The sequence below is a fragment of the Flavobacterium praedii genome, from assembly GCF_026810365.1.
Classification (GTDB): Bacteria; Bacteroidota; Bacteroidia; order Flavobacteriales; family Flavobacteriaceae; genus Flavobacterium; species Flavobacterium praedii.
Window position 1 is genome coordinate 2,894,262 of the sequence record NZ_CP113948.1, and the last position, 15,686, is coordinate 2,909,947.

Consider the following 15,686-nt stretch of genomic DNA (forward strand, 5'->3'; position numbering starts at 1 on the left):
ATATGTGTTTTATTCTGCTGAAATTGTAATTGTAGCTGCTTTCAAACCATTGGCGTTAGCTGTTAATTCAAGCTTTTCGGCTTTATTGCCAGACTGAATCACCACTAAACATTTTCCGTTAAGAGCAGTATGTTTTGTTCCTTTGTACAATTCGTGACTTACTGGATCTCCGCTACAAACACCTACAATTTTCCCGTTTCCTTTCAAAGAAAATTGAATTTCATTATTGGCATTTGGCGAAAGCACTCCATTTGCATCGGTAATATCCACCGTTACGAAAGACAAATCATTTCCGTCGGCTTTGATGGTTGGTCTGTCTGCAGACAATTTTAAATTTGTTGCTGTTCCGGCTGTTTTGATTTCCGTTTCCAGAACTGTTTTACCATTTTTACGAGAAACCGCTTTCAATGTTCCTACTTGAAAAGGAATTCTCCACATTATATGCAAATCGTCTCCTTTTTTGGTTCGAACGCCAACCGATTTTCCGTTAAGGAAAAGCTCCACCTCATCGGCATTATTGTAGTATGCCCAAACATCAACGTTTTGACCTGCTGCCCAGTTCCAATGTGGAAAAAGATGCAACACCGTTTTATTGGTCCATTCACTTTGGTACATATAATAAACGTCTTTTGGGAAACCTGCTAAATCTACAATTCCAAAATACGAACTGATAGACGGCCATTCATAAGGAGTTGGTTCTCCAATATAATCAAAACCAGTCCAGATGTACATTCCGGCAAGGAAATCGTGTTTTTTCATCACTTTCCAAGTCGCTTCGTGGGTTGAACCCCAAGGTGCCTGCACCTGATCGTAAGCCGATACTGTATTGCCTGGATTTCCATCGGTAAATTTAAGATCCCATCTTACCGGCCATTTCTTAACGACATCCGAAACATTATCATAATAGCCGCGTGTTTCTAAAGCCGAAGTCGTTTCGGTGGCAATAAACGGAGTGTTTGGAAAGTTTTTTTGATGGTATTCAAAAGTTTGATGCGCATAATTGTAGCCTATAATATCCAAAGCTCCTGAAGTAGCTAATTTATTGAAATCCGTTTTTGCCTTTTCGAATTGTAGCGTTACGTCATCAATATTCATATTAACTGCAGGATTCATTGCCGCTGTAACCAAACGTGTGGTATCCAGTTTTTTTACGATTGCCGATAATTCTTTGGCAATCACTGGACCTTCATCGCTCCATTGTTCCGGAATTTCGTTTCCGATACTCCACATAAATATGCTGGGATGATTACGATCCCTAAGGATTTGATCCTGTAAATCTTTGACATGCCATTTATCCCAATCAAGGCTGTAATCGTATTTGGTTTTGGCTTTTTTCCACATATCAAATGCTTCGTCCATAACGATGAAACCCATTTTATCGCAAAGGTCCAAAAGCTCTGGAGCTGGCGGATTATGAGAAGTCCTAATACCATTTACGCCCATTCCTTTCAGAATTTCCAATTGGCGTTCGATGGCTCTGGTATTGATGGCCGAACCCAACGGACCTAAATCGTGGTGCATACAAACCCCTTTGATTTTGACTTGTTTTCCGTTTAAAATAAATCCTTTATTAAGGTCAAATTTGAAACTTCTTATTCCGAAAGTAGATTTGTATTCGTCAATAATCTTGTTCGCTACACTAATGGTTGTAACAGCAGTGTACAGTTCTGGTTTTTCATCAGACCATAAAACGGGGTTATTAACAACGATATCTTGACTTAGAACTTGATTTGCATTTGCAGTAATGCTAATATTTTGGGTAACCGAAGTTACTTTAATGTCATTTTTATAAATTGTAGTTAGAATGGTTGCGCTTTTTGAAGCTGCATATTGATTTTTGATTGTAGTTTCCAAATGTACCGAAGCACTTTTTGAAGTTACTTTTGGGGTAGTAATGTAAGTTCCCCATTGATCAACATATAATTTATCTGTTGTTTGTAACCATACGTTTCTGAATATTCCAGAACCGGAATACCAGCGAGAGTTAGGCTGTTTTGAATTGTCAACTTTGACAATAATTTCATTGTTTTCATCTCCGTAATTCAAATAAGGAGAAAGGTCGTATTGAAAACCAATATAGCCATTTGGACGTTTACCCAAATAATGTCCGTTGATCCAGACTTGGCTGTTTCTATACACACCGTCAAAAATGATTGCCGTACATTTTTCTTTATTGTCTAGTGCAATCTTAAATGTTTTTTTGTACCATCCCAAGCCTCCGTTTAGGGCGCCTCCGCCATAACCAGCAGGGCTTTTCTCGTCAAACTTTCCTTCGATACTCCAATCGTGAGGTAGGTTTAATGTTCTCCAAGTTGTAGAACTGTTGATAGTATCTTTGTCTTTTATACTGTCGTTCAAATGAAAACTCCAACCCGAATTGAACGCCATTTTTCTGGAATTAGAAACCTTATCCTTTTCTTTTCCAGTATACGACATCATCAGAATTGTAATTCCCAAGAGTGCCAACACTTGTATAAAATTGATTGTTTTTTTCATTTTTTCTTAAAATTATAATAGTGTTTAAAGTTGTATAAATGTACCGATAAGTGTACAAACAACACTACTTATCGGTACATTATATTATTACTTTTTTACAGTAGCTTTTTTTTTATTTTAAAAACAAGTTCCCACAATATTGGGATAGCAATCAAGAGTTGGTGTATGAATCCAATCTCTTGAAAGTGCTTACCCGTTTCAAAACCCAAAAAAAAGTTACTACCCTTTAATTCAACTCTAATTTAAAACAAAATGGAAAACCATATATTCACTCTTGTTTGGATCTCTCTTCCCAAACCAGATATCAGTAACGACATTTCCTGTTTTTGCAGTTTTTACAATTTTCCACTGGTTTTTATCTGTAGTAGAAACTGTTGCCCAAGAACTTCCAATTGGAAATGATGGTGTAATAGCATTAAAACTAATAACATTTGTCCCATCAGTACTTGTAGTATACGTTCCCGAGGCTGTAGCGCCATTACTTGTTACTGTTTTAACGGTACCATCATTAGAAAATGAAATTTTATTTTTTACAACAGTAGCCTGATCCGAAGCTACGTATCCTGTCCACCCTGCGGCTTCATAATCGGCAACGGAATTCCAATTATTTAAGAACGTTCCATCTAAACTTGTCCAATTGAAAGGAGTGTCTTTACTCAATGACCATGTTTTAGTGGTAGTTGTTGTAGTCGATAATAAATCATCAACTGTACCTCCATTTAAATCAATACTTGGATTTGGATCTGCCACAGCTGTTGGTACCCAATTGTCACTATATTCTTTTGATATAAAGTTATAAACCAAAGTTGCTGCTCCATCACAACTGCCTTTTCTTAAAACACCAACTTGTAGTGTGTTTGCAGTTATAGACATAATTTTCATTGTTTGCCAATTATCTACACAATTTTCATATTCATTGGTATGCAAAATAGTAGCACCAGAAGTAGTTAAGGTTTTTGCATCAGCATCTAAATAGTACGTTCCTGATTCTTGTCCATAGCTTGGTATCATTTTATGATCTGTTGTTAAAAAAGGACCGCCATCTAAACTAAATGTCATAGTTCCGTAATTACCTTTGGCTGCGATCCATTGGTTTCCTTTCCATTCTGGACTCCAATTCCAACAATCAGCGCCATAACATCCTTTATCACCACCTTCTAACCATGCATTATCGGTACCGTAAAAGAACATTGGTCCAGCAAAAAATTTCGAAACACCGTTTTCATCTAAATCCAAAACCCAAGTTTTAGACTTTCCAACACCCCCTGAAAGTAAATTCCAAAGAGGATCGTTTACATAGTTTAAATTATCTTTAGAAACAGTGATAGTTACTGGGTCTAATTCAACTAAACCACCACCTGTAACTGCAGTGATTTTTATGGTATAATCACCTTTAAAAGCATACTTTACAATATCTTTAGCTTTATTTGATTTTCCTGTAACATAATCCCAAGTAAGTACAACCCCTGGAGTTTTATTAGTCATTATTACAGTATTCCCTCCTGGATCTGCCACTAAATCCTGAGTAATCTCAAAATCTATAGCTGATTTATCAGTCGTACCATCCAATGAATAGGTTTCTGGCGAACAAGATGGTACTAAAAACAGTACCATTAACATCAAAAATGATGTAATTAATAATTTAGTCTTTTTCATTTTTTTAAATTTTTAGTTAAAATTACCAACCTGCATTTTGTTTCAAAACTCCTCCAGACAATGTGATTTGAGTATTCGGGATTTGTTGTAGCCCTTTTGTCTGTTGTATTTTAGCTGCTGAAATTGTTTTGGCAGTAGCAACTCCACCACTTAGCAAGCTTGTAGTTTCTGCAATAGTTGAAGAAGCTGTTCCGATACCTTGACGCAATAAATCATAATATCTAATTCCTTCAAGTGCAAATTCTAAATGTCTTTCTTTCATGATATTATCTTGACTTACCGCTTGAGATACAAAACTAGCTTTATAGGCTCTTTGTCTCACTTGGTCAAAATAGGCCTGAGCATTCCCGCTTCCTAATTCAGCAGCCATTAACAAAACATCAGCAAATCTCATTACAGTATAATCTTGGAATTGACTGATATCCCAAAATGCACTACCCATAGCAATAGGAAGTTCTACTCCAGCTTCATTAATCATTGGAGAATATTTTTTGTTATAATACCCAGTATATTCTCTTTGATTATTAATTTTATCAAAAACAATATTTTCTTCATTCACCCCAATAACTGTTGCACCTCGTCTTGTATCATTGGCATTATAAGTATTCCATAATTTTGAGTTCACAGTAATTCCCCATCCATGACCATAAGGGAAAGAAGAAAACTCTCTCATTCCAAACATTACCATCCAGGCATTACCATCAGTATTTCCGTTATAATCACTAGTGTATGTATATTTTATAGAAAATACTGTTTCTTTGTTATTTTCTCCTGCATACTTAACACCCGAAGATGCTGGCCATAATGTAGAAAAATCATCAACTAAACCATGACCGCTGGATGTAATAACGTCCTCTAGATGTCCTAAAGCTTGTGCTTTGGTTACAACACCTGCTAAGTCCGTTTTTCCATAATATCCTGTATAAAATAAAAATACGCGCCCTAATAAAGATTTTGCAGCCCACTTAGTAGCATGCCCACTAACAGTAGCGCTATACCCTACCGCTGGCAAATTGTTTGAAGCAAACACTAAATCTTCAGCGATAACTTTATAAACCGCCTCTGGATCAGATTGCGGAATATTTTCAGATGAAGGAGTCGTTAATAACGGGATATTACCCCATACACGTACCATTTCAAAATAAAGATAAGCTCTGATAAATTTAGTTTCAGACTCATACGTATTTCTTAAAGCTGTATCGCCTTTCCAATCGATTTGATCCATTTTCGTCAAGAAAACATTACAACGATAAATTGCTTTGTAATATGAAATCCAGTTATTATTAAGCAAATCTACATCCGAAGGAGAACGGCTAATGTCAAATTCGTCTATCAGTGCATAATTGTATCCATCCGAAGCACCTGTTCCTCCAAAACAATCATCAGACATCACTTCGCTCAGAACTGGAATACCGACACCACCACTAGCTCCTGTTGCAACTTGTAATCCATCATAACAACCTACTAATGCAGAATTAGCATCAGCTGTAGTTTTGTAAAAATTTGTATCTGTTTGTTGCGTTATCGGTTCTGTTTCTAAACTACAAGAGCCCAATGACAATAAACCCAAACAGAAAATATATAAATAGGTATTTTTCATTTTCTTATTTATTAAAGTTTAACATTTAATCCCAACATGAATGTTCTAGGTCTTGGATAATATCCTACATCAACCCCTGATGAAAATTTTTGATCATCATTTGAAGAACCAAATCCAATTTCAGGATCCATACCATTATACTTCGTAAAAGTGTAAAGGTTTAATGCTGAAAAGTAAAGTCTGAATTGGCTAGCAAAAAAGGGTTTGGATTTATACATTTTTGCAAAATCAAAGCCTATTGTAACGGTACTGATTCGTAAAAAATCACCATCATGAACATATAAATCTGTAAAATCTGTAAAATTTCTATTGTCTTCTGTTACTCTTGGCATTGAGTTTGAAGAACCCTCACCATGCCAACGAGTCAATATTTCAGATGTGTAGTTGCCGTAAGCACTTGATTGATTTCTATACGATTGTACGATTTGGTTTCCTGCTACACCATTTGCCATTGCAGTAAAATCAAAAGCTTTATAACTAGCCGATAAAGTGAAACCAAAAGTAAAATCTGGATTTGGTTTTCCTATTTCGGTTTTATCAGAAGCATCGATTTTATCATCTCCGTTACTATTCACCTTAATAAGGTCTCCAGGAGCTGCACTTGGTTGCAAAACTACCCCGTTTGCTGATTTATAGTTATCAATTTGTGCTTGATTTTGAAAAACTCCTCCAGTTTTATATCCCCAAAAATAACCTAATGGTTTTCCATTTTCTGCTCTATAAAACTCACCGGAATTATCATAAAGTTCATTACTTAAACCATGGATAATTCCATCTGAAGTAGGTATTTGCCCCACTTTATTTTCATTATAAGCACCATTTGCACTAACACTATAATTAAATTCTCCAATTTTATTTTGGTATTGTAAAGACAATTCCAAACCTTTATTAACTACATCTCCACCATTAATATAGGGTGCATCTGCACCGGCAGTAGCCAATACTGGTGCTAAAATAATCCAATCTTTATTGGTTTTTTGATAGGCATCAAAAGTAACACTTAAGGCATTGTCTAAAAATTTAGCATCAAAACCTAAATCTATTTGTTCTGAAGTTTCCCATTTCAAGTCAGGATTTGATAATCTATTAGGATAAGCTCCAGGTATAAGTACACCCTCAGTATCACCAAAATTATAGTTGGTAGTATTTGTTTTTATTGGTGATAAATATTGAAAAGCTCTTGCGTTTTGATTTCCGACTTGTCCCCAACTTGCTCTCAATTTAAGAAAGTTTATTGCTTTTGAATCTTTCAGGAATTCTTCATTAGACATAACCCATCCCGCAGATGCTGATGGAAAATAACCCCATGCATTTTCTTTTGAAAAAACAGAAGATCCATCTGCTCTAAAAGTTGCATTGAACAAGTAGGTTTCTTTATAGTCATAATTTAATCTTCCATAATAAGACATTCTTTTCGTTTCCTCTTTTTTACCATTAAATGATATTTTAGCCCCATCTTTATTGGTAGTATTATCTAACCAAGCATGATCTAAATCACTATAAACAGCATCTGCATTGGTCATACTCATAGAGGTTCCATCATAATTAATAGAAGATGTACCTAACATTGTTTCAAAGTGATGTTCATCAGCAACTTTAAATTTATAAGCTGCTAAATTATCCCAAGTAAGCGTTTTACCCTTATTCATGCTTTGGGTAACTTTATCAAATTTACTAAATGCATAAATTGATAATTGATATTCAGGAGAATAAGAATGACCTTCACCTGCATAATAATCAAGACCTAAAGTAGTTTTAAAGGTCAAATTTTTTATTGGTTCAATCTGCAAATAAACATTCCCTAATAATTTTTGGTTATTACTCTCATTTTGATTATTATAAACCATTGTTGCATAAGGATTTGCAACTCCAGTTAGCCAAGGCTCAGTATTATTTGTAGTATCATAATAATTACCGTTTGCATCATACATTGGTAATAATGGAGTAGTTTGAAAAGAACTTCGCAAAGAATTATTATATTGATTACCAACACCAATACCGTTTTTATCAATATAAGCAAAACTTAAATTTTCACCTAAAGTAACAACATCCTTGTATAATTTATGTTCAGAATTAAATCTAAAATTATAACGGTTATAGTTTGATAAAGCAGACCCCCCAATTACTCCTTCTTGCCCTAAATAAGACAATGAAGTAGAATAAACTGAATTATCTGAACCACCTGAAGCACCGAATGCGAAATTTTTGGTAGCTGTATTATCAACCAACATTTTATCCATCCAGTTTGTTCCTTTTCCTAATGCGGCAATTTGAGCATTAGTAAAATAAGGGTTCTTACCTGAATTTACCGCAGCTTCGTTTAACATTGTAGCATATTCTGTTGCATCCAATAAATCAACTTTTCTAGCCACAGATTGAATACCGTAATATTGATCAAAAGTGATTTTTGCGGCCGAACCGCGTTTTCCTTTTTTAGTTGTAACCAAAATAACTCCATTTGAAGCTTGAGAACCATAAATAGCCGCAGAAGCAGCATCTTTTAAAACAGAAATAGATTCAATATCTGAATTACTCAAATAGGAGATATCACCTGTAAGTATACCATCTACAACATAAAGGGGAGTACTTCCTCCAGTAGAACCCACTCCTCTAATAACCACATTTAACCCTTCTCCTGGCTGCCCTGAAGTAGAAGTAATTTGAAGTCCCGCTGCTTGACCCTGAAGCCCCTGAAGTGCGCTTGTTGTATTGGTCTTAGCAAGATTATCTCCACTAACCTGAGTAACAGCATTTGTTACCAGTTTTTTCTTCTGCGTTCCATACCCAATAACCACAACCTCTTTAAGGTCTGAAGTCTCGGTTTGCAAAGCAACATTAATAATGGTTTGATTGTTTACCGAAATTTTTTGGGTTCTATACCCTACCACAGTAATTTTCAATACATCATCTGACTTGACATTAATTTTAAAACTTCCATCAAAATCCGTTGATGTACTCGCGCCTCCTCCCTCTATAGTAATGTTTGCGCCTGGAATACTCAAGCCATCACTTTTAGAGGTTACCTTTCCGGTAACAGAAAGCGTTTTCTGTTGTGCAAAACCTGATTGCAGCATAAACACACTGAACAGTAGCGACATACAAAAGGGAAGCATTGTCGATGTACAATATTTTCTTTTCATAATAATTTAAGAATTGGTTAATTTAAGTTAGTATTGATTCTATAGGTTCTAAAAAGCATTGGAAATAATTTGTTCAAATAATTCTTGTTTTCCACTTATTGGCTGAGGTTCTCCCTTTGCACGAGCAATAACACTAAGATCTTCAAGAGATAGTTCTCCTTTTTCATACTTAGCTCCGTTTTCCCCGTCAAATGATCCGTAACGCTTTTGGCGTAATTCTTTATAATTGGTATTTTTTAAAATTTCATCTGCACAGATAAGTCCTCTGGCAAAAACATCCATTCCTGCAATATGAGCAATGAATTTATCTTCGATATCGATTGAGTTTCTTCTCACTTTTGCGTCAAAGTTGATGCCGCCTCCTTTAATTCCTCCACCTTCTAAGATTACCAACATGGATTGCGTAATTTCAAAAACATTTACGGGAAATTGATCGGTATCCCATCCGTTTTGGTAGTCACCACGATTCGCATCAATACTTCCTAACATTCCAGCATCAACTGCCACTTGTAATTCATGTTCAAAAGAATGTCCAGCAAGAGTGGCATGATTCACTTCCAAATTCAGCTTGAAATCGTCTTGAAGTCCGTGTTTGTGAAGAAATCCTAAAGTGGTAGCCGCATCAAAATCATATTGATGTTTCATCGGTTCCATTGGTTTTGGCTCAATAAGAAAAGTTCCTTTGAAACCTTGTTTTCGGGCATAGTCTCTGCAAATGGTCAAGAAACGGGCCATGTGTTCCAACTCTCTTTTCATATCGGTGTTCAAAAGGCTCATATATCCTTCTCTTCCACCCCAGAACACATAATTTTCGCCTCCCAAAGCAATTGTTGCATCAATAGCAATTTTGGCTTGAGCCGCTGCATACGCCACTACATCAAAATTTGGATTGGTAGACGCTCCATTCATATAGCGCGGATTGCTAAATAAATTTGAAGTTCCCCACAATAATTTAATTCCTGTTTCTTCTTGTTTGATTTTAGCGTAAGCTACCAAAGCTTTTACACGAGTTTCAAATTCTTCCAAAGTAGGCGCATCATCTACCATATCAATATCATGAAAGCAGTAATAAGGAATTCCCAATTTGCTCATGAATTCAAAAGCAGCATCCATTTTGTCTTTGGCTCTTTGAATAACATTCTCGCTTTTATCCCAAGCAAATGTTTCGGTTCCTGCTCCAAAAGGATCTCCTCCCTTGTTACATAAGGTATGCCAGTACGCCATAGAAAAACGCAAATGCTCTTTTAACGTTTTACCAGCTACTATGCGATTCTCATCATACCATTTAAAAGCTAAAGGATTAGTACTTTCTCTACCTTCAAATTTTATGGTATCAATGTTTTTAAAATACGATTGTGTTGTTGTTGTATTCATGATTATGATTCTAGTTTAATATGATTTTTCCATTCTTGGTATATTTCCTGATATTGTGAAGTCAAAACAGGATTTGGCTCTATTCTTTCTATACATTTCAACCCTTCAAATGCCTGATCCAAAGAAGCATAATAGCCAAATCCATAAGCGGCTCCACGTGCAGCCCCTTCAGATCCAGAAGTATTGTATAATTCTAATGTAGTTTGTGTAGTATTGGTAAAGATTTCTCTAAAAACAGGACTCAAAAAAAGATTAGCATTTCCAGCACGAACAATTTCGCCAGATGCTCCTACCGATTTCATAACATCAAAACCATAATTCATCGCAAAAACAATTCCTTCGCACGCAGAGCGAATCAAATGTCCGGATTGATGAATATTAAAGTTTAAATTTTGAATTCCGGCATCAACCTTTTTATTATTAAAAATGCGTTCTACCCCATTTCCAAAAGGATAAAAACGCAAGCCATTACTTCCTACCGCTACTTTGGCAGCTTCTGTATTGAGTGCTTCATAGGCGATTAAACCACTTCGGTCAGTCGACATAATTTTACGCAGCCATTGGTACAAAATTCCAGAACCATTGATGCAAAGCATTACGCCATTGTTTTTTTGAGCTTCGGTATTATTAACATGCAAAAAGGTATTGATTCGGTTTTCTTTGTCATAAACATCTTGGTTGCTTACGGCATAAACCACAGCTGATGTTCCTGCTGTTGTTGCAATCTCTCCAGGTTTTAAAACATTCAATGACATGGCATTATTGGGCTGATCACCGCCTCTATAGGTAATTTTAACATCAGAACTTAATCCTAATTCAGCAGCCACATCTGGATGTACCGTTGCTTGATATCCAAAATTGGGAACAACTTCTGGGATTTTATCAACAGGTAACCCCATAGCTTGCAATACTTCGGTTGCCAATGCTCCTTTTGAGAAATTCCATAAAGCGGCTTCCGATAAGCCCGAAGTACTTATTTGTGCTTTCCCGGATAGTCTTGCAGCTATAAAATCGCCCGGAAGCATCATGTAAACCGCTTTTTGAAAAATCTCTGGTTCATTTGCCTGAACCCATTTTAATTTAGAAGCCGTAAAATTTCCAGGGCTTCCCAGGATTTGTTGTTGACAGGATTTGTGTCCCATTCGATCATAAACTTCATTGCCAATACTCGCGGCTCTACTGTCACACCAAATGATAGAAGAACGAACTGGATTTATGTTTTCATCGGTCAATACCAAGCCATGCATTTGATACGCAATTCCTATTCCTACAATCTTTTTTAAATCAACATGTTGTTTGGAACCAAGTACTTGAATTCCATTTTTTACATATTCCCACCATTTATTGGGGTCTTGTTCTGCCCAGCCAAATTTAGGAGCCACAATATCCATCTCAAACTCAGGAACTGTTACCGAGGCAACTGTAATTCCTTTATCTGCATCAAATACGGATAATTTTATAGATGAACTCCCTAAATCGATTCCTAAAAAATACATGTTCTTACTATTATATGATTGACTTACTATTGTTTTTTTGTACTTTTGGTCAAACAAACCATAACGTTATGGTTAATTTGACTACAAGTATAAAACATATTTTTCATATTAACAAAATATTGAGATTAAATATTTGTTATTACTAAAAAAAGGTTTTTATTTTTATTGATATCGCATCCAAAAAAGAGGTTTTTAGATGATTTTGAATCAAAAAACATTTATCAACTAACTGTATTTCAATGTTTTACTTATTACGCATTCAAAAAATAATATTCATTGAAAATTTTAGACCCAAAAAAAAGGTTTAATCACAATTATTTTACAAAAAATATTTTGTGTAGGAGATATAACTCTTTAAAAAAATATTAATTTAGTACTAAATTTTGTAAGGCTATGGGGGAAAAAATTATCGATAGGGATTTAATACAAATTCAGGAGCAATCTGCCATGAATGCCATTACTATTGACTGCGTTATTTTTGGTTTTGACAACGGAATACTCGAAGTACTTTTGGTACAACACGCCGAAGGTATTAGTAAAGGAAAATGGGGATTACCAGGGGGTTGGATCAAAAAGAAAGAGAGTACAGATGATGCAGCACACCGTTTGTTAGCAGAGCTTACCGGAATGGATAATATTTACCTCGAACAACTCAAAGCCTTTGGAGAACCCGATCGTTTCCCGTTGAGAAGGGTAATTACCATTGGCTATTATGCCTTAGTAAAAAGAGAGGACTATAATATTAAAGCGGGTTTTACAGCATCTGATGCCAAATGGTATAAGATTAATGAAATTCCAAATTTAATCTATGATCATAACGAAATTCTAGCTTATAGCATAAAAAACCTTCGCAATAGGGTACGTCAAGCACCACTCGGTTTTAATTTGTTGCCCGAAAAATTTACTTTATTACAACTCATGCAACTTTACGAGGAAATCTTAGGAATAGAGATGGACAAATCCAATTTCCGAAGAAAGATTTTACACATGAAACTTTTAGTGCCACTAGATGAAAAGCAACAAGATGTTTCCCATCGTGCAGCGCAGTTGTACAAATTTGATCCAGAAATTTACGAGAAGTTAACACAAAAAGGGTTTAATTTTGAGTTCTAATCCTTTATAAAGTATTTGAAGTCTATACCCATACACTAGTTAGTAGGAGCTAATCCCAAATTACGCATTAGAAATCTGCTGCATCTGAATTCTTCCTCAAAACCAATAGCTTATACCATTACTGTTTCTAAAATAGTACAATTGTCAGATCGAGCGCAGTCGAGAACCATTACAGCATCTCGAATACGCTCGATATGACAAAATAAGTCTGAACTATTTTATAAAGAGTATTGGTATTACTCCCATTTTTTTAATTCAAAACACAAAAGTATTATTTCATTGTACTCTATTTTTATAGGTATTCGATGAACCTGTTTCCATCTTCAAAAATAGTTCGTAAGCCCCTTGTTTTATTGAATAATTCAGTTTCGCAATGAATTCTAATGCAGAATCTGGTTTAAACAAAATAAACCAACTTTTTTTTACCAGAACTTCACGTACAAAGCACAAATAATCAATAAGGTTATTACAATTAAAACAGTAGTTTGTGGTTTTACTTTAAACATTTCAGTATCCAATTCGAAAGCTTTTGGATTCACTTTTGGTCCAGCAAAACTGATACCGATCATGATAAGCATTGTGAACAAAAATGACAATCCCATACAGATGTGAAATGGAATTTCGAATCCACCTTTTCCATTAGGCCAAGCCGTATACAACAACGTTTCGTTTCCTAATAATGCAGGTGCAAATTCATTGAAGAAAACAGACAATAAAAACCCAGAAACTACACCTACAATGGCGGCAGTTCCAGTTGTTCTTTTCCAAAACATACCAAGAAAGAACATCGCAAATACACCAGGGCTAATAAAACCAGTATATTTTTGAATATAAGTAAAACCTCCTACTCCACCAATTCCTAACAAGTCATTCCAAGTAAACATAACAGCAAGAAGCATTGCAGCAAAAACCGCATATCTTCCGATATTTACCTGAGTTTTATCTGAAGCCCCCTTTTGAATGTACTTTTTGTGTACGTCCAGCGTATAAATGGTAGAAATACTATTAACTTTTCCAGCTAATGAAGCAACAATAGCCGCAGTCAAAGCCGCCACTGACAATCCTTTCAAACCTGTTGGCAAGAAAGTAAGCATAGCCGAATAGGCACCATCTTTTCCTCCTACCAATTGTGGCAAATGACCATTTTCATACAAAACAAATGCTGCAATACCTGGCAACATCACAATAAGAGGCATCACTAATTTTAACATACCAGCAAATAAAATTCCAGTTCGAGCGGTTTGCAAATCAGCTCCCAACGCTCTTTGGGTGATGTATTGGTTACAACCCCAATAGTTCAGGTTAATAATCCAAATACCTGCCAAATAAGACATCATCCCCGGAAAAGTAAGATACTTATTGATTTCCAATTGAGAAGAAGTAGCTGTCGGTCTTGGGATAATCATTTTGAAATGTTCTGGTGCTTTTTCCATCAATACTTTGAAACCAGCGATTGCATCTTGACCAAAACCAAAATATTGCCCCACAGTAGTCAAGGCAATGTAGGAAGTCACCAATCCACCAATGATTAAAACAGCAACTTGAATAACATCGGTATAAGCTACCACTTTCATTCCTCCCAAAGAGATCAGCAAAGCAAAAAGAGCCAAACCAATCATAATAGCATGCAGATATTCACCGCCTGCCAATCCATTGATGGCAACAGCTCCTAGATATAAAATGGAAGTAAGATTTACAAAAACATACAAAAACAACCAAAAAACAGCCATAATCAAAGCCGTTGATTCGTTATATCTTGTTTTTAAAAATTGAGGCATTGTATAAATCTTGTTTTTTAAATAAACAGGAATAAACCAAACGGCAACAATAATCAATGCAATGGCAGCAATCCACTCATAAGCAGCAACTGCGATTCCCAAAAAGAATCCTTCACCACTCATTCCGATAAATTGTTCCGCCGAAATGTTTGAAGCGATTAACGAAGCACCAATTGCCCACCATGTCAATGTTCCCTCGGCAAGAAAATAGGCTTTGGCATCGTGTTCGTTTTTTTCACGCTTTCGATAAATGGTATATCCATAAGCGGATACGGCTATGAAATAAATAATAAATACTGCGTAATCTGCAAAAGCGAGGTTCTGGCTCATGAGTAAATAGTTTTTAAATTAATAGTAATAAAGGAGCATTCGCAAATTATTTCTTTTGTAAAATGAATTGTTACACTACTGTCAAAATGATTCTGAATTTTGGTAAAACCTAAGAATACATTGTTTTAAGCAGTCTTAATTTGAAAAAAATGCTTTAATTCAATTCTATTTTTGAATTAATGAAGCCAAATGTAAAATAAAATTATTTATTTCTAACAATTACAAATGTATTTTTTACATTTATTTTTTATTTAGTCAAAAACTCAACAAATACATAAGATTAACCTTAATTATAAAAAACTTTTTAAAGCTAAATAATTTCGTAAAATATCAATTTATACTTTCTGCATTCTGAAGCGAGATGCCCTCTAAAAAATACCAAACTAGACATAAAATTTTGTTTGCAAAATCATACTTTCTTTTTTTTTTTGTAAAACAAATTTAGTTACATTTGCAAATGTGTTTTTTACACTTATTATTTTATAACTCCTTACCTACTCAAAAATAGCTTGTTATTTAAAGAGCCAATTGGAATGAAAAAAAATAATAAACCCCATTATTCCATTTAAAGCTAATCCAATTGCTTTAAATTTTAAAAATCGTTGCCCAAATGTCTTTAAATGATACTATCAAATGTGAGATTGATGGATCAAAATTAAAAAGAGGCAACAAGAGAACCACTATTACAACCAAATACAATAAA

At 35.1% G+C, this 15,686-nt stretch carries 8 protein-coding genes; 1 reads left to right on the top strand and 7 read right to left on the bottom strand.

All coding sequences use genetic code 11. The annotated features are described in order from the left end of the window. Window positions 1-9: 9 nt before the first annotated feature. The 6 genes from OYT91_RS12475 to OYT91_RS12500 form a co-directional block, all read right to left on the bottom strand. A complete protein-coding gene (locus OYT91_RS12475) occupies window positions 10-2,439 on the bottom strand; it encodes a glycoside hydrolase family 2 TIM barrel-domain containing protein (protein ID WP_432419424.1) in 2,430 nt (809 codons plus the stop codon). A gap of 294 nt (window positions 2,440-2,733) precedes the next feature. After that, on the bottom strand, window positions 2,734-4,152 hold the full coding sequence (locus OYT91_RS12480; protein ID WP_281238221.1) for a hypothetical protein: 1,419 nt from the start codon (window positions 4,150-4,152) through the stop codon (window positions 2,734-2,736). Window positions 4,153-4,174: 22 nt separating this feature from the next. Continuing rightward, the gene (locus OYT91_RS12485) at window positions 4,175-5,752 is read right to left on the bottom strand and encodes a RagB/SusD family nutrient uptake outer membrane protein (RefSeq protein ID WP_269221530.1); all 1,578 of its coding nucleotides are present in this window, start codon (window positions 5,750-5,752) and stop codon (window positions 4,175-4,177) included. An 11-nt stretch (window positions 5,753-5,763) separates the two neighbouring features. Continuing rightward, on the bottom strand, window positions 5,764-8,892 hold the full coding sequence (locus tag OYT91_RS12490) for a SusC/RagA family TonB-linked outer membrane protein (RefSeq protein ID WP_269221529.1): 3,129 nt from the start codon (window positions 8,890-8,892) through the stop codon (window positions 5,764-5,766). A gap of 48 nt (window positions 8,893-8,940) precedes the next feature. Continuing rightward, entirely contained in the window at window positions 8,941-10,266 is a 1,326-nt protein-coding gene (gene xylA, locus OYT91_RS12495) for a xylose isomerase (RefSeq protein ID WP_281238222.1), read from the bottom strand. Between the two features lie 2 nt (window positions 10,267-10,268). Continuing rightward, complete coding sequence (locus tag OYT91_RS12500; RefSeq protein WP_281238223.1) at window positions 10,269-11,762, bottom strand: xylulokinase; 1,494 nt, start codon at window positions 11,760-11,762, stop codon at window positions 10,269-10,271. 393 nt (window positions 11,763-12,155) lie between these two features. On the opposite strand from OYT91_RS12500, the gene OYT91_RS12505 reads away from it, so the two are divergent. Continuing rightward, a complete protein-coding gene (locus tag OYT91_RS12505) occupies window positions 12,156-12,875 on the top strand; it encodes an NUDIX hydrolase (protein WP_281238224.1) in 720 nt (239 codons plus the stop codon). A 422-nt stretch (window positions 12,876-13,297) separates the two neighbouring features. Here OYT91_RS12505 and OYT91_RS12510 read toward each other — a convergent pair whose 3' ends face one another. Further along, window positions 13,298-14,983, bottom strand: coding sequence for a sodium/sugar symporter (locus OYT91_RS12510; protein ID WP_281238225.1), 1,686 nt, complete (start codon window positions 14,981-14,983; stop codon window positions 13,298-13,300). Window positions 14,984-15,686 lie beyond the last annotated feature (703 nt).